General features: G+C 36.3%; 17 protein-coding genes and 1 pseudogene. 17 read left to right on the top strand and 1 reads right to left on the bottom strand.

Annotation, left to right across the window (positions count from 1 at the left end):
* Positions 1-509: 509 nt before the first annotated feature.
* Entirely contained in the window at positions 510-977 is a 468-nt protein-coding gene (locus tag PGOND44_RS08845; RefSeq protein WP_003440302.1) for a tetratricopeptide repeat protein, read from the top strand.
* A 180-nt stretch (positions 978-1,157) separates the two neighbouring features.
* Here PGOND44_RS08845 and PGOND44_RS15870 read toward each other — a convergent pair.
* Positions 1,158-1,280 (bottom strand): annotated as a pseudogene (locus tag PGOND44_RS15870) (IS110 family transposase); the annotation flags it as partial.
* A 139-nt stretch (positions 1,281-1,419) separates the two neighbouring features.
* Here PGOND44_RS15870 and PGOND44_RS08840 point away from each other — a divergent pair.
* From PGOND44_RS08840 to PGOND44_RS08760, 16 genes are all read left to right on the top strand, one after another.
* Positions 1,420-1,854 (top strand): hypothetical protein, encoded by a 435-nt coding sequence (locus PGOND44_RS08840; protein WP_003440301.1) that lies wholly within the window; start codon positions 1,420-1,422, stop codon positions 1,852-1,854.
* Positions 1,855-1,925: 71 nt separating this feature from the next.
* Positions 1,926-3,110 carry a TolC family protein gene (locus PGOND44_RS08835; protein WP_003440299.1) on the top strand — a complete coding sequence of 395 codons (1,185 nt, stop codon included), beginning with the start codon at positions 1,926-1,928 and terminating at the stop codon, positions 3,108-3,110.
* Positions 3,111-3,128: 18 nt separating this feature from the next.
* Positions 3,129-3,470: a hypothetical protein gene (locus tag PGOND44_RS08830; protein WP_003440297.1), complete on the top strand. Its 342-nt coding sequence runs from the start codon at positions 3,129-3,131 to the stop codon at positions 3,468-3,470.
* A 10-nt stretch (positions 3,471-3,480) separates the two neighbouring features.
* Positions 3,481-4,983 (top strand): efflux RND transporter periplasmic adaptor subunit, encoded by a 1,503-nt coding sequence (locus PGOND44_RS08825; RefSeq protein WP_003440295.1) that lies wholly within the window; start codon positions 3,481-3,483, stop codon positions 4,981-4,983.
* 56 nt (positions 4,984-5,039) lie between these two features.
* Positions 5,040-8,120: an efflux RND transporter permease subunit gene (locus PGOND44_RS08820; protein ID WP_003440293.1), complete on the top strand. Its 3,081-nt coding sequence runs from the start codon at positions 5,040-5,042 to the stop codon at positions 8,118-8,120.
* 1,000 nt (positions 8,121-9,120) lie between these two features.
* Positions 9,121-9,687: a helix-turn-helix domain-containing protein gene (locus tag PGOND44_RS08810; protein ID WP_003440288.1), complete on the top strand. Its 567-nt coding sequence runs from the start codon at positions 9,121-9,123 to the stop codon at positions 9,685-9,687.
* An 83-nt stretch (positions 9,688-9,770) separates the two neighbouring features.
* The gene (locus PGOND44_RS08805) at positions 9,771-12,116 is read left to right on the top strand and encodes a multicopper oxidase domain-containing protein (protein ID WP_224455164.1); all 2,346 of its coding nucleotides are present in this window, start codon (positions 9,771-9,773) and stop codon (positions 12,114-12,116) included.
* Positions 12,117-12,118: 2 nt separating this feature from the next.
* Positions 12,119-13,435: an APC family permease gene (locus PGOND44_RS08800; RefSeq protein ID WP_003440283.1), complete on the top strand. Its 1,317-nt coding sequence runs from the start codon at positions 12,119-12,121 to the stop codon at positions 13,433-13,435.
* Between the two features lie 16 nt (positions 13,436-13,451).
* Complete coding sequence (locus PGOND44_RS08795; RefSeq protein ID WP_003440280.1) at positions 13,452-14,009, top strand: hypothetical protein; 558 nt, start codon at positions 13,452-13,454, stop codon at positions 14,007-14,009.
* 69 nt (positions 14,010-14,078) lie between these two features.
* Complete coding sequence (locus PGOND44_RS08790) at positions 14,079-14,270, top strand: SHOCT domain-containing protein (RefSeq protein WP_003440277.1); 192 nt, start codon at positions 14,079-14,081, stop codon at positions 14,268-14,270.
* A 6-nt stretch (positions 14,271-14,276) separates the two neighbouring features.
* Complete coding sequence (locus PGOND44_RS08785) at positions 14,277-14,663, top strand: DUF302 domain-containing protein (protein ID WP_003440274.1); 387 nt, start codon at positions 14,277-14,279, stop codon at positions 14,661-14,663.
* A gap of 43 nt (positions 14,664-14,706) precedes the next feature.
* A complete protein-coding gene (locus PGOND44_RS08780; RefSeq protein ID WP_040555953.1) occupies positions 14,707-15,342 on the top strand; it encodes a DUF3347 domain-containing protein in 636 nt (211 codons plus the stop codon).
* Positions 15,343-15,798, top strand: coding sequence for a heme-binding domain-containing protein (locus tag PGOND44_RS08775; protein WP_003440268.1), 456 nt, complete (start codon positions 15,343-15,345; stop codon positions 15,796-15,798).
* Positions 15,799-15,819: 21 nt separating this feature from the next.
* Positions 15,820-16,653: a universal stress protein gene (locus PGOND44_RS08770; RefSeq protein ID WP_003440266.1), complete on the top strand. Its 834-nt coding sequence runs from the start codon at positions 15,820-15,822 to the stop codon at positions 16,651-16,653.
* Between the two features lies 1 nt (position 16,654).
* Positions 16,655-16,873, top strand: a complete 219-nt coding sequence (locus PGOND44_RS08765; RefSeq protein ID WP_003440262.1) for a hypothetical protein — start codon at positions 16,655-16,657, stop codon at positions 16,871-16,873.
* Between the two features lie 81 nt (positions 16,874-16,954).
* Positions 16,955-19,504 carry a heavy metal translocating P-type ATPase gene (locus PGOND44_RS08760; protein WP_003440260.1) on the top strand — a complete coding sequence of 850 codons (2,550 nt, stop codon included), beginning with the start codon at positions 16,955-16,957 and terminating at the stop codon, positions 19,502-19,504.
* The last annotated feature ends 3 nt before the right edge of the window (positions 19,505-19,507 follow it).

The raw sequence follows: 19,507 nt of genomic DNA, 5'->3' as shown, positions 1-19,507 counted from the left end.
CAACCTCATTTTCAGGATCACCGACTTTTGGGAGGTAATCCTGCCACCCCGACCATCAAAAGCCTTACACGAAAGTGTAAGGCTTTTTTGTTTTCTAGAGGCTGAAGCTTGCTTCAAAAACGAAGAGAACACAAAAATACCTTATAAACGCTATAGGTGTTTTGGCTTTTAATGAGCAACAACCTCATTTTCAGGATCACCGACTTTCAGGAGGTAATCCTGCCACCCCGACTTGAAAATGAGGGAGTTACAGATATATATTCTGTAGCTCCCCTTTTTTTTGTGAATATTTTGTGAATAAAACCTATTTATCATGAATTTATTTTACATTTTACTAACCAGATTTCAAATATAAAGATTTTAATTTCTAGTTTATTTAATTGATTTGTCAAGTCATATTTTGGTTTTTGATAAATTCTAAGTCATATTTTTAATTATAACTGCAACTTTAATTTGTAAAATTCAAAAATAGATTAAAAAATTATGAGGGAGCTATTGAGGACTTTACAATGGCAATAAAATTAGAGCCAAAAAATCCAACGCTTTATGATTTAAGAGGGACTTCAAAGCAGTATTTAAAACAGTACAAATCAGCAATTGAAGACTTTAATGAGATTATTGAAATTAATCCAGAAGATAAAAGAGGATACTTTAATAGAGGTTGGGCAAAAAAGCAATTAGGTTATTTAAATGATGCAATTCTAGATTACAATAAAGCAATTGAACTCGACTCTCAAGATTCAAGGGTATATAAATACAGAGGTTATGCTAAGAGTACTTTGGGAGATATTAAAGGTGCGATAGAAGACTTTGATAAGGCTATTGGAATAAACTCTAAAGACCCACATTCTTTTTATAACAGAGGTCTAGCTAGACAAAAGTTAGGAAATATAAAGGAAGCTTGTAATGATTGGAATAAGGCCGCTAAATTAGGTAATGATGAAGCTTATGACTTTATAAAAAAATATTGTGAATAATTTCAAACTAACGAAATGTAGTTGAATTTTAAATCTTCTGAAATTAAAAAATAACGACACGCCAAAAAAAAACTGAGGTAAAAAACAACTCTTTTCTACTTTAATTTGAAACACTAGTAGTCTAGGCTCATGGATTCATAAAACTGATTCTTTGAGCTTTTTTAATTGATTTTTCTCTATTTATTTAGGCAACACAGAAACGTAACTTTCATCATAAGGCCTACCAGATTTTGCGATAGCAAAACATTGTTTAAGTAGCTTGTTGGCTACGGCGATTAAGGCTAGCTTCTTTTTCTTATTTTGTTCACAAAGGATATATTTATTATCTCCTAGCGCAAAACAACAATAAACAGAGACCCGTTTTCGACTTTTTGCTGAGAAATTATTTCTTTAAAAAAAATGAAATATATAAATCAATTATAAAATACTACATTTGCATTTAATGCAAAAAAACAATCACATAAAGGCTCTTTTCTTTTTAGGCATATTTAGCCTATTTTTTTTGCATCAGGTAGTCCCTCATTGGCATCACCAGGATGAAGTTCAGCATTCGCATAAAGCTATTGCACATAGTGAGAGTCATAGCCACAATCAAAATGTCCCAGAAAAAGAAAGTTCAAATAAAGGGCTTTTAGATTTGTTTTTAGTAGGCCATGCACACTCTGTGGCTTCTAATGATATTTTGGTGACCAATAAAATTGGTGTCAAACACTTCAATCTTAAAAAAGATATAAGCACGCCTGCCTCGGATTATCATTATAGCATTTCTATAAACTATAATGAAGCGGAAAAGGTTAGGGATTACCATCCACCTCATATTTATTTTGATCAATATCTCTCATCCCTCAATTCGCGAGGTCCACCATCTTTAGGTTAATCGTTTAAGGGTACTTCTCTAAAGACAGTATTCCACCTTATCAATTAAGATTAAACCTAAAATTTCAAACAATGAATAAACATATCGTATTCGCAATTTGCGGATGCCTATTCTTTATTGATGGTTTCTCACAAACTATAACCATAGAGGAATCACTTGATGAAATAGAACAAAATAATAAAGAGTTAAAAGGCTATCAAGCTTTTATTGAGAGTCAAGAACTCAAAAATAAGAGCACAAATAATTTACCAGATCCCCAAATTTCAGGATTTTATCTGCCTTTTGGTGATAACGCTACAGGAAATTATACCGAATATCAGGTGTCTCAATCTTTTGAATTTCCAACAGTATATGCCGCGCGTGGTAAATGGAACGACTCTAAATCAAAACAATTAGTATCAGCTTATTTAAAGCGAAGACAAGAGGTCTTATTGAAGGCGAAAAATGTTCTTATAGAAATCGCTTTCCTACAAAAACAGAAAGTTATAGAAACCAAAAGGAGAGCCCAAAGCAAGCAAGTTTTTGATCAAATTCAAAAGCTTTTTGACAAAGAGCAAGTTGGACTTTTAGATTTGAACAAGGCTAAAATTGCTTGGATTCAAGAACAATTTGTGGTACAAAAGATAGAAAGCGACATACAAATCCAACTGTCGAAACTTAAAACCTTGAATGGTGGGAAACCTTTAGATAGTATATCACCAAAAATTATTTTGCCTATTAAAATAGGTACAGTAGAGAATCTTTGGCAAGAAAAATTATCCAAGGAACCTGCATTGCAAGAATTGAAGCTAAACGAAGCAGCTTCACTTCAAAAAATAAAACTGGAGGAAAATAAAGGATTGCCAAATTTAGCGCTTGGCTATAATTACCAAGGTGTAAACGAAAGCAATTATTCTGGTTTTTATGGAAGTATTTCGATCCCCCTATGGAATAGCAAGAACAAAGTAAAAGCTGCCGAGGCAAATTATGAATATCTGCAATCCACTACTGAGGTTATTACCAATTCTCTTAACACACAATTTCAGGAAACCTTCGAAAGATATGAGTTGATACTCCGAAAATACAATGAGTATCAAATCACAATGGATAATTTAAATAGTGAGCAATTGTTATTTAAAGCCTATCAATTGGGTGAATATTCTTTTATGGATTATTATGTAGAGCTTCAGTTCTACCGAAATGCATCAGATAAAATGCTGCAAATGGAAAAGGAACTACAACTGCTTCAAGCACAATTATTAAAACATCAATTATAAATTTTAAAACACACACTTATGAAAATTTCAAAAATAATATTCGTAACCGCAATCGCATCAACTTTTTTGGTAAGCTCTTGTAGAGATACTAAAACCGAAAGTAGTGATGACCATGGCCACGAACACAATGCAGATGGTGGACATATGCAAGATGAAAAGGTAGAACAAGAAGAATTTCAAGTAGGCAAAGATTCTATGGAAACAAACACAGAAGAACACGGTCACGAACATGGAACTGACGAGAATCACAGGCATGAAGAAACAGACGAGCATAAAGAATTTGAGGTAGATACAAATTCTATGGAAATGAATAAGGAAACACACACTCACGGTAATGGTTTAGAACATCAAGACCACTAAAAAATAAAATATGAAATATATAATTATAGTGCTTGCCCTTATGGCAATGTCTTGTAACAACAAGGCAGATGATGCACACGCTCACAATGCCGATGGTAGTCATGCTGGAGAAGAAATGCCAAGATTGGACCATACCATTTGGACAGATAAAACAGAATTATTTGTAGAATTTCCTGCGTTAATTGTTGGTAATCCAAGCAGATTTGCAGCTCACTTCACTGTTTTAAACAAGCATCAACCTGTCCGTGAAGGTTCGGTTACAGTTAGTTTAATTAAGGGCAATAAAGGATTGAGGAATACTGTTGATGCTCCATCATCACCAGGCATATTTTCGCCTACGATTCAACCGAAAGAAGCTGGAAATTACCAACTTGTATTTGAATTGAAAACACCTGAATATTCTGATAGAATTACGATTGATGATGTAACTGTTTATGCAAATTTTGATGATGCTTTAAAGACTTTAGGGATTGCCGAAGAAGATGAGAGCATTTCGTTTTTAAAAGAACAGGCTTGGAAAATTGATTTTCAAACTTCACCTGTAGTTTCGGGTGAAATTTACAATGTCATCAATACTTCTGGTGTATGGATGCCATCCCCAAACTCTGTGAAATCGTTGGCCGCAAAATCTAATGGTGTGGTTGATTTTAAAATGAATATTCTTACAGAAGGAACTGTAGTAAAACAAGGTCAATTATTGATGAGCTTAAATAGTCAAGGCTTGGCATCTAATAATTTGAATACAGAAATTGAAAATGCACGTGCCAATTTTGAACAAGCCAAATCTGAATACGAGCGTAAAAAAGAATTGTACAATTCTAAAATTATTCCAAAGTCAGATTTCGAAATTGTGGAGAGTAATTTTAGTAAAGCCAAATCTATCTATCAATCTTTAGCATTGGGAGTTTCAGATGGAAGCAAACAAATTCGAGCACCATTTGATGGTTTCATCAAGTCTATTTCAGTTTCTAATGGGGATTATGTAGACCAAGGCGTAGCATTAATATCTATTGGCTCACACCAATCCAAAATACTAAAAACACAACTAGCTCCAAATTATGGGCTTTCGATGGAGAATGTGAAAGGTATTTGGTATCAAACTAAAGACGGACAATGGAAGAGTGTAAGTGATAGCGAGGGGGATATTCTTTCTATCAGTAAAGATGTAGAGCGAGATAATCCTCTGATTTCAGTTTTTGCTCAAGTAAATGCAGATGTGGATATGCCTGAAGGTAGTTTGACCTCAGTACAAATTACTATGGGCACCGCTAATGAAAACACAATGATTCCTGTGAATGCCTTATTGGAAGACTACGGAAGTTATTCAGTCATCGTTCAGCTTTCTGGCGAAAGTTTTGAAAGACGACCTATAAAGATTGGCGAGCGAAACGGAGAGAATGTTGAAATACTACAAGGCTTGAAAGTAGGTGAAACGGTCATTACTACAGGAGCATACCAAGTTAAAATGGCTTCAATGTCGGGTTCAACTCCTGCACATGGTCACGATCATTAATGAAATGTTGAATTATGAATTCAACATTAAAAATTCAGCATTAAAAATTAAATTAGATGTTAAATAAAATATTATCATTTTCACTTCAGAATAGATTATTCATTCTATTGGGTGCGGTTGCTTTAAGTGTATTGGGTATTTACTACGCTCGAACAATGAATGTAGATGTATTCCCAGACCTTACGGCACCAACGGTAACCATACTTACTGAAGCGCACGGAATGGAATCTGAAGAAGTAGAGAAATTAGTTACCTACCAATTGGAAACAGCCTTAAACGGTTCGCCCGATGTAAGAAGGATCCGTTCCTCTTCTGCAGCAGGAATATCAATTGTTTGGATAGAATTTGAATGGGGAACCGATATATATAAGGCGCGCCAAATCGTAAGTGAACGCATCCCTATGGTTCGTGAAAACTTACCTGAAGGTATTGGTGCGCCAACTATGGCACCTATTTCATCCATTATGGGGGAAATAATGCTTCTGGGTGTAACCTCAGATAGTTTGTCACCAATGGAATTAAGAACCCTTTCTGATTGGACTATACGACCGCGTATAAAAGCAATTGGTGGTATTGCAAATGTGGTGGTCATAGGAGGCGATTATAAGCAATATCAAGTATTTGCCAATCCTGAAAAGATGAAACATTATGATGTGAGTCTTTCCGAATTGGTAGAACATGTTAAGGAAGCTAATACCAATGCGCCTGGAGGAATTATCAATCAATATGGCAATCAATACATAATAAAAGGTAGTGGTAGAGCTTACGTGTTAGAAGATTTGCAAGAAGCTGTTTTAAAGGAAATTAACGGTCAAACCATTAAAATAAGAGATGTGGCAACGGTTCAAATTGGTGCTGCCGATAAAATTGGCGATGGTTCTTTAAATGCAAAACCAGCAGTGATTTTAACCATTTCAAAGCAACCCGATGTCAACACCTTGGAGTTGACAGACCGACTTGACGAAGCCATTGCCGATTTACAAAAAACCTTACCAAAAGGGGTCAACATCAAAAGTCAAATCTTTAGGCAATCTGATTTTATTGATGCCTCCATTAGCAATCTGAATCAAACTTTATTGGAAGGCGCATTCTTTGTAATGATTATCCTTTTCATCTTTTTGATGAATTGGAGAACAACCTTAATATCCTTGTTAGCAATTCCTATTTCATTATTGGTATCTATTATCATTTTAAAATGGTTGGGTTACACTATCAATACAATGAGTTTGGGTGGTATGGCAATTGCCATTGGTGCCTTGGTAGACGATGCAATTATAGATGTGGAAAATGTATATAAACGCTTGCGTGAAAACATAAGAAAGCCAAAAGCAGAACGTGAATCAACCCTTACAGTTGTTCGTGAAGCATCTGTAGAAATAAGAAGTTCTATCATCATTGCAACCTTAATTATTATTGTGTCTTTTATTCCCCTTTTCTTTTTAAGCGGAATGGAAGGACGCTTGTTGCAACCCTTGGGTATAGCCTTTGTAACGTCTGTTTTAACATCACTAGTTGTTGCAGTAACCGTCACACCAATTTTGTGCTCCTATTTATTAAATAACGAAAAGCTTTTAAAAAAGCAAGCAGATGGTACCCGTGTGGAACGTTGGTTACAGAAACATTATGGAAACCTATTGGGACAAGCTACAAAAATTCCTAAAACCATTATTGGTGTAACTGTCATCGCATTTCTTTTAAGTCTTGTCCTAGTCACACAACTGGGAAGAAGTTTTCTACCAGAATTTAATGAAGGTTCCTTGGTGATTAGTGTCGTTGGACCCCCAGGGATGTCTTTGGAAGAAAGCAACAAAACAGGAAATTTGATAGAGACCATTTTGTTGGATTTACCCGAAGTTGAAGTTGTTACTCGAAGACAAGGAAGAGCTGAATTAGACGAACATGCGCAAGGCGTAAATGCTTCGGAAATTGATGTGCCTTTTGTTCTCGAAGACAAGACCAAAGAAGAATTTTTTGAAGAAGTTCGAAATAAATTAAGCATCGCACCAGGTGTTAATATCACTTTAGGGCAACCTATTGCTCACCGTATAGACCATATGCTTTCGGGAACTCGAGCTAATATTGCAATCAAGATTTTTGGTCCAGACTTGCAGCGGTTATATGAGTTAGGTAAAAGTGTCGAACAGAATATTAAAGATATCGATGGATTGGCAGATGTTGCTGTTGACCAGCAAATTGAAGTGCCACAGATTCGCATTCAGCCTAAGCGCCAAATCCTTTCGGGTTACGGAATGACGGTAGGTAATTTAATGGAACAAGTTGATATTGCCTATGCTGGGGAAGAAGCAGGAGAGATTTATGAAGGACAGAAATATTTTGATGTGGTGGTTCGTTACCAGAAATCCTTTAGGGATGATATAGAGGCCATTGGAAATACCTTAATTAGTTTACCAAATGATGGTCAAACCACTTTGGGAGAGTTAGCGACTGTCCAGTCGGTAAGTAGTCCTAGTAAGATTAGCCGTGAAGACGTTCAACGTAAAATCGTAGTCGCTGCAAATGTCCAAGGAAGGGATTTACGTGGTGCTGTAGAAGAAATAAAAGAAACCGTAAACCAAAACATTTCATTGCCTGAAGGGTATAGGGTGCAATACGGCGGACAGTTTGAGAGTGAAGCTAAAGCATCACAATTATTATCTATAACTGCAATCGTTGCTATCGCTATCATTTTTCTGTTGCTATATTATGAGTTTAAGGATGTTAAATTGGCTTTTGTCGTACTGATAAACCTGCCTTTGGCATTAATTGGTGGAATTTTGATTGTGTATTTTACAACAGGTATCATCAGTATCGCAGCTACTATTGGTTTTATTAGTTTGTTTGGGATTGCCACTCGTAATGGAATACTATTAGTTTCTCGATACGAGGATTTGAGAAAAGAAGGGATGAAAGGCTTTCAATTAATTAAAATTGGAGCATTAGATAGATTAAATCCTATCCTAATGACAGCATTTACAACTGGTTTAGCACTAATACCTTTAGCATTAAAAGGCGGAGAACCAGGAAGTGAAATTCAAAGCCCGATGGCTGTAGTTATTTTAGGTGGATTGCTATCAGCTACGGTTTTAAATTTGGTGGTTATTCCTTGTGTTTATCAATTGGTTATTAGAAAACAGTAGTTTTACTAACCAATGATATAAGATTTAAAAGGGCTGTTAAAAGTGTAGCAACAGCCCTCTTTTTTGGCTTATGCTTTTCAAAATTCTGAAAAAAATATTTGAAATTAAATACCAAATTAAAGTTTGATTTTTATGTTATCTTTGTGGAAGTATCAAATGAAAAACATAACTCACATATTATTTCTGTTTTTGATATTTTTGGTTATTCCAACAAGTACTATCTTAGCCTGCGAAAATTCTTCTGATAAAGCTGAAGTGGTTAGTACTTCTTGTTCGAAACAAGATGATCATTCAGAAAAAAAATCTTGTTGCGATAGTGGGGATGAAAGTTGTGATGGTTTTTGTAATAACAATTCTTGTCATTGTCCAGTATCTGTGAACACTCCCATTTTTAAAAACAATTATCAATCAAAATTGAATAATAATTTCAAACTTTTAGACAATAATTGGGCCTACGTCCAGCTTATTCCAAAAGCAGTCTATATTTCCATTTGGCTCCCTCCAAATATAAGCTAAAACCTATTTTGACAGCCATAGGTCTGTCCTTTTCAGTAGAACCAGAAAAGTAGTATTATTTAGCTTTTACAAGAACTTTCAATTTATAAAATGAAAAGGAATTAACAAATAACTCCTTTTCAAAATCTATGTATTTTGATTAGTTCATAGAACTTTCAATTTATAAATTTCATCGTAATATCTACTGGAGTCTAACTCCCTGTTAAAAATTTAAAGTAGAAACCGCGACCTGTTTGAAAGCAGTATTTAAAGAAAATCTAAAAAAATGAGAGTTATCAATTCTAAATAGTAAAAGCTCAGAAACCAAAATGGCTACTATTTAATCGAACAGCTTTAAAACTTAAAAGAATGAGTACTAAAGCAGGTTTCTATTGTCAATTATGATAAGGTTTTTTTGATATTCAATATTTCAGATGAACCAAATAAAATTTCAAAAAAGATATGACTTGCAACTTTGCAGTATTAACTATATAAATAAATAACGATGGTAAAGGATTTCTATATTAAAAATATGGTATGCGATCGATGTATCAAGGTGCTCAAGAATGAAATTGAAGCTCAAGAAATAGAGTTGCAAGAAATTGTTCTTGGCCGTGTACAACTAGACTTTAAAAATGAAAAACAAATTGATAAATTGAAAGTAATTCTCCAAATCAACGGTTTTGAACTCATTAATTCTGTTGAAGATAAATTGACTGAACAGGTGAAGATTCAACTCATTAAAATATTATCTAATCTACCTCTTGATTTGAACGAGAAATTATCAACACATCTCTCACAAAAGGTGCATCAAGACTACTCAAGATTGAGTAAGGTATTCTCATCAACTGAAGGTGTGACTGTTGAGAAGTACTTCATAAAGCTAAAGATTGAGAAAGTAAAGGAACTGATCCAGACACAGGAAGAAAACTTTACGGAGATCAGTCAACTATTGGGGTATAGTCATATCAATCATTTAAGTAGGCAATTTAAAGTCGAAACAGGATTAAGTCTTTCTCAATACAAAGCTGAACAAAGAAAGGTCAGAAACCCATTAGACCAAATTGTATAGATATAAACCAGAATTATGACACAACGCGCTGAAAATCAGTCTTATTTTTATACAAAATACAGAAAAAAAATAAATAGATGATAATGAGACTATTAGTGCTGCTCTTGTTCTGTATTTCCTTAGGGGCAAATGCACAATTGACGGCAAATAAATCTGAAGAGAATGTGGACAACTGGCCAGAACGCGTTTATGACCTAACCATAGATTACAAAACGGTAAACTTCACTGGAAAGGATATAAAAGCAATGACTGTGAATGGAGGTATTCCTGGTCCTAATCTGGAATTCAATGAAGGGGAGTTTGCGATTATCAATGTCACCAATAAGATGGATGTAGAAACATCAGTTCACTGGCACGGGCTTATTCTGCCTAATTTCTACGACGGTGTGCCTTACCTAACCACGCCCCCCATCAAACCAGGCGAAACTCTACAATACAAGTTTGCTTTGAAACAGTCTGGAACCTATTGGTACCATTCGCATACGGGATTACAAGAACAACGTGGTGTGTATGGTAGTATTCAGATAAACCCAAAAGAAACCAATTTAGAATACGATAAGGACTTGGTTTTAGTGCTTTCAGACTGGATGGATGAAAATCCAAAATCACAGCTTAAAAATCTAAAAAGAGGTAACGAATGGTATCTGATTAAAAAAGGTCAAATACAAAGTTGGGACAAAATAATAAAGAAAGATGCAGTGGGTGCCAAATTAAAAATGATGTGGCAACGTATGCCAGATATGGCTATTCTTGATAATTATTATGACAAGTTTTTTGTTAATGGCCAATCTACTCAAGACTATAATGATTTTGAACCAGGGGATAAGGTAAGAGTCCGTTTTGTCAACGCCTCTGCAGCAACCTATTTCTGGTTGACTTTTGGCGGTAACGACCCAATTTTAGTGGCTTCAGATGGATTAAATGTTGTGCCCATCCAAAAGAATAAAACGCTTATAGGTGTTGCCGAAACCTACGATTTTATTGTTACCATTCCCGATAATGCTAAACTAGAAATACGAGCGACTTCTCAAGATGGTTCAGGACAAGCCTCTGCTTATTTGGGAGATGGTGATATGCTGAAAGCACCAGTAGTTCCAGAGCCAGATTTAATTGAGAGCATGAAACGCATGATGGCCATGGACATGAAAATGGGTGCACCTGCAGCAAAATTCAATCCTTCTAAGACTGATTCCATTAAGTATATGAAAAAATATGCAATGAAGATGGATAGGATGAGCATGAATGATGATATGAAAGCGGGTGATGTGTCAAAAAAGACTGATCCCATGAACATGAATCAGGATCAAATGGATATGAAAATGGGCGATAAGTCTATGAAAAATGGGGAGAAGAAAGACATGAAGATGGGCTACATCATACCAAAAGATAAAGTGATAGGCGACAATATGAAAACAGGTGGTAATCCAGAATTCAATTACAATTATCTGCGCTCGCCAGAACCTACAGAGTTTGAAAGTGATAAACCTGTTAAAGAAATGCTTTTCAATCTTACAGGTAATATGAATCGATACGTCTGGAGTATCAACGGTGTGCCACTTTCAGAAACAGATAAAATTAAGATCAAACAAGGCGAAGTGGTTCGTATCACTTTAAACAATTTAACAATGATGCACCATCCTATGCATCTTCATGGACATTTCTTTAGAGTATTGAATGAGAATGGTGAATACTCTCCATTGAAGCATACTGTCAACGTAGCACCAATGCAGAAGGTTGTGATAGAATTTGATGCGAGTGAACAAGGAGATTGGTTCTTTCATTGCCATGTATTGTACCATCTTGGTAGTGGTATGGCCAGGGTTTTTAGCTATGATACACCAAGGGATGAGCGTTTAAAAGATTATCCTTTAAAAAACCTAACTAATGAAGCGGATCACATGTTTACTTGGGGAGAAGTAACAGCAGCAAGCCACATGACAGAGTTATTCTACACGGCAACAAACATAAGGAATCAATTCATTTTGCGCGGCGAATACGGCTGGAATGAAAATTTGGAAGCAGAATTCACCTATGAACGCTGGCTAAACAGTTATTTCCGTGTATTTGGTGGTGTGAATATGGAGAATGAGATGGAAGATAGTCTAGATGAGATTGGAACCACAGGTGTGATAGGTGTGCGCTACTTGCTTCCACTTCTTGTTGATTCTGATTTGCGAATAGACAATAAATTGAGACCTACAATTTCACTGTCAACCGCCACAATGATTTTTAGAAGGGTGGCCGTTTTTGGGGAATATGAATATCAGATGGATTTTGGCTGGGTAAATGATTTTGAAGACGGCACCGACTTTGAAGAAGAAACCGTCTGGAAGGTTGGTTTAGAGTACGTGTTAAGTCGAAACTTTTCATTGATGGGAAACTACGATAACCGCTTTGGTGCGGGTGGTGGCCTTTCATTAAGATTTTAACTATGGATAATACCTATAAAAAAAACAGTTTATCACTCATTGGAGCTATAGCCCTAGGGACTGGTGTCATGATTGGTGCGGGAATTTTTGCCCTATTGGGTCAGGTGGCTGAACTATCTGGTAATTTATTTCCCTTTGCCTTCATTGTTGGAGCTATAATTTCAGGATTTAGTGCTTATGGCTATATCAAATTGTCAAATGCATTTCCATCCGCTGGTGGTATTGCAATGTATTTGGTTAAAGCTTATGGCAAAGGAACTGTTGCAGCATCGGGTGCACTTTTAATGGCATTCTCAATGATCATAAATGAGAGTCTGGTGGCCCGTACTTTTGGTTCTTATACACTGCAGCTTTTTAATGTAGGCGACAATAGTGTTTGGGTGCCGATATTAGGTGTACTCCTTATTGTTGGCGCCTTTCTGATTAATATTTCAGGAAACAATATTATTGGAAAGTCGTCATTGATTATGGCTATCATTAAGGTTGGAGGTATTGCTATTTTTGCCATAGGGGCGCTTTGGGCGGTTGGATTCTCTTTTCAAGATGCAATTTCATTGAATAATTCAACAGATTATCCTACTACAGATTACTTAGGTGCATTGGCTTTATCTATTTTGGCATATAAGGGATTTACGACGATCACAAATAGCGGTGGAGAAATTGTAAACCCAAAAAAGAATGTTGGCCGAGCTATTATTATTTCACTTTTAGTATGTACAGTAATATATCTATTAGTGGCATTTGCAGTGTCTTCAAACCTAACAATATCAGAAATTGTAGCAGCAAAGGATTACTCATTGGCCGAGGCCTCGAAGCCAGCTTTTGGTAAATACGGATTATGGTTTACCGTAGGTATAGCCATAGTGGCGACCATCTCGGGAATTATAGCCAGCATATTTGCCGTATCAAGAATGACCGCAATGTTAACGGATATGAAGCTTATTCCTCATAAACATTTTGGTATGCCAGGGAATGTTCAGAAACACATGCTGGTGTATGTTGCTGTAATTGCCATAGTCCTAACGATATTTTTTGATCTAAGTCGAATCGCATCTTTAGGGGCTATATTTTATCTGGTGATGGACATCGGCATCCAATGGGGAATATTGCGTAACTTAAGAAAAGAAGTGAAGGCTAATTCAGCCATAATTATAACGGCGATACTTTTAGATGCTGTAGTCTTAAGTGCCTTTTTATGGATAAAAGCAAGCTCTGATATAATAGTCATCATCGTGGCATTAGTGGCTATGACCCTTATCTTTTTAGGAGAAAGATGGTTTTTGAAAAAGAATAATACAAATAAGATTCAGAATAAATAATTTAAAACAACAAAAAATGAAAAATCTAAGAACAACAACAGTAAACATTTTAATAGCAATTGGATTAGTTGGAACATTGGCCAGCTGCAAGTCTACTTTCAATGCTACCGAGACTTTAAGTGTAGAAGAAAACAGGCAAGCTGTCTACCAGGAAATCATTTCAAACCCCGTTCAATTGACCAACTTCATCAGTGAGGCTCGAAAAAATGAAGAAGCCAAAATGATATTGATGAAAGGCCACATGGAACAGATGGAATCTGAAAATATGAAAATGATGATGGGCAAAAATCCCGAAATGAAAGAAAAAATGCAATCCCATATGCAGAAGATGATGGAGAATAATCCAGAAATGATGCAAAAGAAGCATTCCAAAATGTTGGATAAAATGATGGAGAGCGAAAAGGGTCGTAAAATGTTGATGGATAAAATTCATTCTAACGGAAAGATGAAAAAAGATATGAAAGCAAAGATGATGCAAATGATGGATCAAAACCCTGAGATGATGAAAGAAATGATGCAGAAAATGATGGATAAAAATCCTGAAATGAAAGGGAAAATGAAAAATAAGGGATAATAAATTATTGCCTTAAAGATTGGGCTTGATAATAATAAATAACCAGTTAACTATAAAAACTATACAATTATGATGATGTGGTGGTGGATATTGATACCTGTTTTACTTGTTTTGGGTCTTTTTCTATATAATGGAAAAAATAGACAAAATACCGTGAAGAGAGAAAATCCTATGGATATTCTGGACAAGCGGCTCGCTAAGGGTGAAATATCCAAAGAAGAGTATGAAGAACAAAAACAAGCGTTGAACACTAAAAATTAAAAAACAATGAAGTATTATTTTAATAAAACAATCGAAGGTACTTTTCTAGAGGTTATCGATAAAGTCAAGAAAGGATTGAAAGTGGAAGGGTTTGGCATACTCACAGAAATCGATATAAAAGAAACCATGAAAAAGAAACTTGATGTGGATTTCAAGCAGTACAAAATTCTTGGTGCCTGCAATCCGCCTTTTGCCTATAAAGCCTTGCAGGCAGAAGATAAAATAGGCACGATGTTGCCCTGTAATGTCATTGTACAGGAAATTGAAACGGACGTGATTGAAGTAGCTGCGGTCAACCCGATGGCGTCTATGCAAGCTGTAAATAATGAAAAATTGAATGACATTGCCAACGAAATAACTGCAATGCTGGAAAAAGTAATTGAAAGACTGTAAGGTCACCCTAAAAATTAATAATTATAAACTTAAATTTAAAGCAATGAGTAAATTAAGATCAACATTAGGTGTAGTTGCGATAGCATTTATAACCTTAACAGCAGTGTCTTGTAACGATAACAAAAAAGAACAAAATAAAGCAGATGGTGACCATTCTGAAATGAGTGTCGATGGAGATCATTCAGAAATGAATCACGACAACAGCGATGGGCACCACGATGTAGACAAGAATGCTATGGCAATAAATGACAGTCAGGATTCAAAGGCTGAAGTTATTTTAAAAGACTACTTCAACCTGAAAAATGCTTTGGTAGGCGATGATAACGCAAAAGCTAAAGACTTAGGAATGGCATTGACAAAATCTCTAAAATCTTTTGATGTGTCAAGTCATTCTAATACTGAGCAAACAGAATTGAAGGATATTATTGTAGATGCCACAGAACACGCGGAGCACATTTCAGAAAGTGATATAGCTCACCAGCGAGAACATTTTAAAATCTTAAGCAAAGACATTACAGATATGGTCGCTATTACAGGAACAAACAAGAAGTTGTACGAGCAATTTTGCCCAATGTACGATGGTGGTAGTGTTTGGTTAAGTATGGAAAAAGATATTAAAAATCCTTACTACGGTAGCCAAATGCTTAACTGCGGTAAACTACAACGAGAGATCAACTAAGTGAAGATTTTCAAGGTTATAGCTTGGATTGCTTTGATTGCGTTTGTGGGGATTCAATTTTTTCCTACCGACCGCAATGAAAGTGATTTAATACCTCAAACTGATTTTATGTTGGTCAACCAAGTACCAACTTCTATTCAGAATCAACTAAAGGAATCTTGCTATGATTGCCACAGTAATAATACGAAGTATCCTTGGTATAATAAGATTCAACCAGCTGCTTGGTATTTGGAAGATCATGTTAAAGAAGGAAAAAGCGAGCTTAATTTTAACGAATGGGATTCCTTGTCTAGGCGAAGAAAAGCTAGTAAACTCCGTTCTATTATCAAGCAAGTTGAAAGCGATGAGATGCCGTTGAGTAGCTATACCTTAATTCACAGTGATGCTGTATTGTCTAAAGCACAGCAAACCGAGATCATAGAGTATATGAGACAATTGAAAGGTGAAGCAAACTAAATTAATCAAAAACTACAGACAATGAAAAACATATTAGTGCCCACAGATTTTTCAGATAATTGTGAGAAAGCAGCAAAATTAGCTATTGAAATGGCAATACTTTTTAATTCAGAAATCCATTTTTTACATCAGCTTAATACACCTGTAAATTGGGTAAAACTCGATAAGACCCAGGAGCATAACTATCCTGATACTCTTGAGGAAATAGGGATTGCTAAAAGCAAATTAAGGGCTTTGGACAAAGAGGCGGAGCACAAAGGTTTGACATCCAGAACGTTTTTAGAATTTGTTTCAAATGATAAAGCAATTTTATCACATTCAGATAATTTTCATCATGATTTCATTATTACAGGAAGCAAAGGCTTGCAAAAAGGGTTTTTAGAACAATTGTTAGGAAGCAGTGCCCAAAAAATCATACGATCAGCACGAGTGCCTATTTTAGTTGTAAAGGAAGACACAGTAACATTTCCATTCAAAAATATTGTGTTCGTATCTGATTTTAAAGAAGACATTTCCAGTGTTTTCGAAGAAGTAAAAAAAATGGCTGAAAAATGCCATGCAAAAATCCATTTACTAAACATCAACACCACATCGGATGTTAATAGTGTTGAAAATGGGCTTCAACCCATCAGGGACTTTTTAAAGGACTTCTCAAAACCAGAAGACTATGCGATTCACGTATACAACGAATCTAGCGTACTAAGTGGCATTGAAAAGTTTGAAGAATCTAATGAAGTGGACTTAATAGTAATGTACACCCATAGTAGAAAGGGATTATCAAGTATATTTTCAAATAGTATTGCTGAAAGCATAACAAATCATTCAAAAAAACCAGTGATGACTGTTCATCTTTAATATGGAAAACTACGATACCCTTTCGGAAGCTATAAACGATTTAAAGGCAAATGGCTATACCTATGATTTAAACTTGATGGCGCATTTTGTGGAATGCGATTCCCCAAAAGTTCAATGGCATCCCGAAGATTTCAAAATCAATAAAGTATTCTGTTTTGAAGGGATGAGCAATCCTGGCGATAATAGCAGCCTCTATGCTATTTCATCAACTCATGGGTAAAAGGACTTCTAGTAGATGCTTACGGAGTCTATGCAGAAGGTCCGTCCTTAGAAATGAACTTAAAATTCAGATCACATTAAAATGAAACACACCTATCATATTCACGGAATGACCTGCAATGGATGCAGAAATCACGTAGAAGAAACGCTCTCTAAAGTAGAAGGAGTTTCAAACGCTACGGTTAATTTAGAACAAGAAGAAGCCACAATTGAAATGGAATCACACATTCCTATCGAGACGTTTCAAAAAGCACTGCAGGAAGATGGCGGTAGCTATAGTATTCACAAAAATCCCCTCCCAACCTCCCCGAAGGAGAGGAGCCCAAAGACTTCGAAAAATAAGAGTGAGAAAAGCCCCTTTCAAGGGATAGGAGGCTCCTTTTACTGTCCCATGCACTGCGAAGGCGACAAAACCTACAACAAACCTGGCGATTGTCCTGTCTGCGGAATGGATTTGGTAGAAGAGCAAAATTTATCGGCAGTAACCTCTGAGCAATGGACCTGCCCAATGCATCCCGAAATCGTGAAAGACGAACCTGGAGCTTGCCCTATTTGCGGAATGGACTTGGTACCGTTGCAACCAGATATTTCTGCCGAAGAAAAGACCTATAAAAGACTATTAAAGAAATTTCGGATAGCGGTTGGTTTCACACTTCCCATTTTCTTGATGGCGATGAGCGAGATGATTCCTAACAATCCATTATACGATTTGATGGAACAAAAATGGTGGAACTGGGCTCAGTTTGCATTATCAATTCCTGTTGTGTTTTATGCTACTTGGATGTTCTTTGAGCGAGCCTATAAAAGTATAAAAACGTGGAATCTCAATATGTTCACCCTTATCGGGATTGGTGCAGGTGTAGCGTGGTTGTTTAGTGTTTTTGGGATGTTGTTTCCCGATTTTTTCCCTGAACAATTTAAAACGGAATCTGGCGCAGTACACGTTTATTTTGAAGCTGCAACCGTAATACTTACGCTTGTTTTAATGGGTCAAGTCCTCGAAGCTCGTGCGCATAGTAAAACCAATTCCGCAGTCAAGGAATTATTAAAGCTTGCACCTAATAAAGCGGTACGTGTGGTTGATGGAAATGAAGAAGAAGTTTCCATTGATAAAATTGAAAAAGGAGATATTCTAAGAGTTAAACCAGGCGACAAAATTCCTGTAGATGGTATTATCACTGAAGGAAAAACGACAGTAGATGAATCAATGATTTCTGGAGAGCCTATTCCTGTTGATAAAATTAAAGATGACAACGTAAGTAGCGGTACCATCAACGGTAACCAATCCTTTTTGATGAAAGCCCAAAAAGTAGGTAGCGACACCTTGCTTTCTCAAATTATACACATGGTCAATGACGCGAGCCGCAGTAGAGCGCCAATCCAGAAACTGGCAGATACGGTTTCAGGCTATTTTGTACCTGTGGTCGTTGGCATTTCATTAATTACGTTTGCCGTTTGGGCAATTTGGGGTCCTGAACCAGCTTATGTTTATGCGTTAGTCAATGCCATTGCAGTACTTATTATTGCTTGTCCTTGTGCTTTGGGATTGGCAACACCTATGTCAATAATGGTTGGTGTAGGTAAAGGTGCACAAAACGGTGTATTGATAAAAAATGCCGAAGCCCTCGAGAAATTGGACACTGTAGATACACTCATCATCGATAAAACGGGAACCATTACGGAAGGGAAACCAACTGTAGAAAAAATAGGTTCATTTAATGATAGTCAGCCCACTAGCAAGGAAGGTTTTAATGAAAGTAAAGTGCTGCAATACATCGTGTCATTAAACAGTAATAGCGAACACCCCTTAGCAGAGGCAACTGTGAAATATGGTAAAGAGCAAAATGCTCAAATGATAAAGTCAGATGGATTTAGTGCAGTCACAGGCAAAGGGGTACAAGCTACTATAAATGACAAAAAAGTTGCTTTGGGAAATCCTAAAATGATGGCTTATGCTAATGTTGAAATTGACTCACAGATGCAAGAAGAGGCCAAAACTTATCAAAAACAAGGGAAAACAGTATCGTATTTAGCAGTAGATGAAAAAGTAGTAGGTTATGTAGTTATCGGTGATAAAATCAAGGATACCAGTGCTAAGGCTATAAAAGAGCTTCAAGCCAAGGGTATTGCCGTAATTATGTTGACGGGAGATAATCACGATACTGCTCAAGCAGTAGCCTTAGAACTTAGCCTTGCTGACTTTAAAGCCAGTATGTTACCCGAAGACAAACTCAAAGAAGTAACAAAATTACAGGAACAAGGCAAAGTAGTTGCTATGGCAGGTGATGGTATAAATGATGCTCCAGCATTGGCTAAAAGTGATGTTGGTATTGCGATGGGAACAGGAACCGATGTGGCTATTGAAAGTGCCATGATTACATTAGTCAAAGGCGATCTCCACGGGATTGTGAAAGCAAAAAATTTGAGTCACGTCGTCATGAAAAACATCAAACAAAACCTGTTTTTTGCACTCATCTATAACACGATAGGTATACCCATTGCCGCAGGGGGTTTATTTCCAGTTTTTGGGATTCTGCTATCACCTATGATTGCAGCTCTGGCGATGAGCTTTAGTTCGGTTTCAGTGATAGGCAATGCTTTGCGGTTAAAAACAAAAACAATCGAGAGATAGAAT

The sequence above is a fragment of the Psychroflexus gondwanensis ACAM 44 genome, from assembly GCF_000355905.1.
Lineage (GTDB): Bacteria > Bacteroidota > Bacteroidia > Flavobacteriales > Flavobacteriaceae > Psychroflexus > Psychroflexus gondwanensis.
Note: the sequence above shows the minus strand (reverse complement) of the source record. Positions and strands in the feature narration are given on the sequence as shown.

What these genes read in the sequence shown, in the direction of transcription:
- PGOND44_RS08845 (WP_003440302.1), top strand. Translation starts at nt 510, where the DNA reads ATGGCAATAAAATTAGAGCCAAAAAATCCAACGCTTTATGATTTAAGA.
- PGOND44_RS08840 (WP_003440301.1), top strand. Translation starts at nt 1,420, where the DNA reads ATGCAAAAAAACAATCACATAAAGGCTCTTTTCTTTTTAGGCATATTT.
- PGOND44_RS08835 (WP_003440299.1), top strand. Translation starts at nt 1,926, where the DNA reads ATGAATAAACATATCGTATTCGCAATTTGCGGATGCCTATTCTTTATT.
- PGOND44_RS08830 (WP_003440297.1), top strand. Translation starts at nt 3,129, where the DNA reads ATGAAAATTTCAAAAATAATATTCGTAACCGCAATCGCATCAACTTTT.
- PGOND44_RS08825 (WP_003440295.1), top strand. Translation starts at nt 3,481, where the DNA reads ATGAAATATATAATTATAGTGCTTGCCCTTATGGCAATGTCTTGTAAC.
- PGOND44_RS08820 (WP_003440293.1), top strand. Translation starts at nt 5,040, where the DNA reads ATGTTAAATAAAATATTATCATTTTCACTTCAGAATAGATTATTCATT.
- PGOND44_RS08810 (WP_003440288.1), top strand. Translation starts at nt 9,121, where the DNA reads ATGGTAAAGGATTTCTATATTAAAAATATGGTATGCGATCGATGTATC.
- PGOND44_RS08805 (WP_224455164.1), top strand. Translation starts at nt 9,771, where the DNA reads ATGAGACTATTAGTGCTGCTCTTGTTCTGTATTTCCTTAGGGGCAAAT.
- PGOND44_RS08800 (WP_003440283.1), top strand. Translation starts at nt 12,119, where the DNA reads ATGGATAATACCTATAAAAAAAACAGTTTATCACTCATTGGAGCTATA.
- PGOND44_RS08795 (WP_003440280.1), top strand. Translation starts at nt 13,452, where the DNA reads ATGAAAAATCTAAGAACAACAACAGTAAACATTTTAATAGCAATTGGA.
- PGOND44_RS08790 (WP_003440277.1), top strand. Translation starts at nt 14,079, where the DNA reads ATGATGATGTGGTGGTGGATATTGATACCTGTTTTACTTGTTTTGGGT.
- PGOND44_RS08785 (WP_003440274.1), top strand. Translation starts at nt 14,277, where the DNA reads ATGAAGTATTATTTTAATAAAACAATCGAAGGTACTTTTCTAGAGGTT.
- PGOND44_RS08780 (WP_040555953.1), top strand. Translation starts at nt 14,707, where the DNA reads ATGAGTAAATTAAGATCAACATTAGGTGTAGTTGCGATAGCATTTATA.
- PGOND44_RS08770 (WP_003440266.1), top strand. Translation starts at nt 15,820, where the DNA reads ATGAAAAACATATTAGTGCCCACAGATTTTTCAGATAATTGTGAGAAA.
- PGOND44_RS08765 (WP_003440262.1), top strand. Translation starts at nt 16,655, where the DNA reads ATGGAAAACTACGATACCCTTTCGGAAGCTATAAACGATTTAAAGGCA.
- PGOND44_RS08760 (WP_003440260.1), top strand. Translation starts at nt 16,955, where the DNA reads ATGAAACACACCTATCATATTCACGGAATGACCTGCAATGGATGCAGA.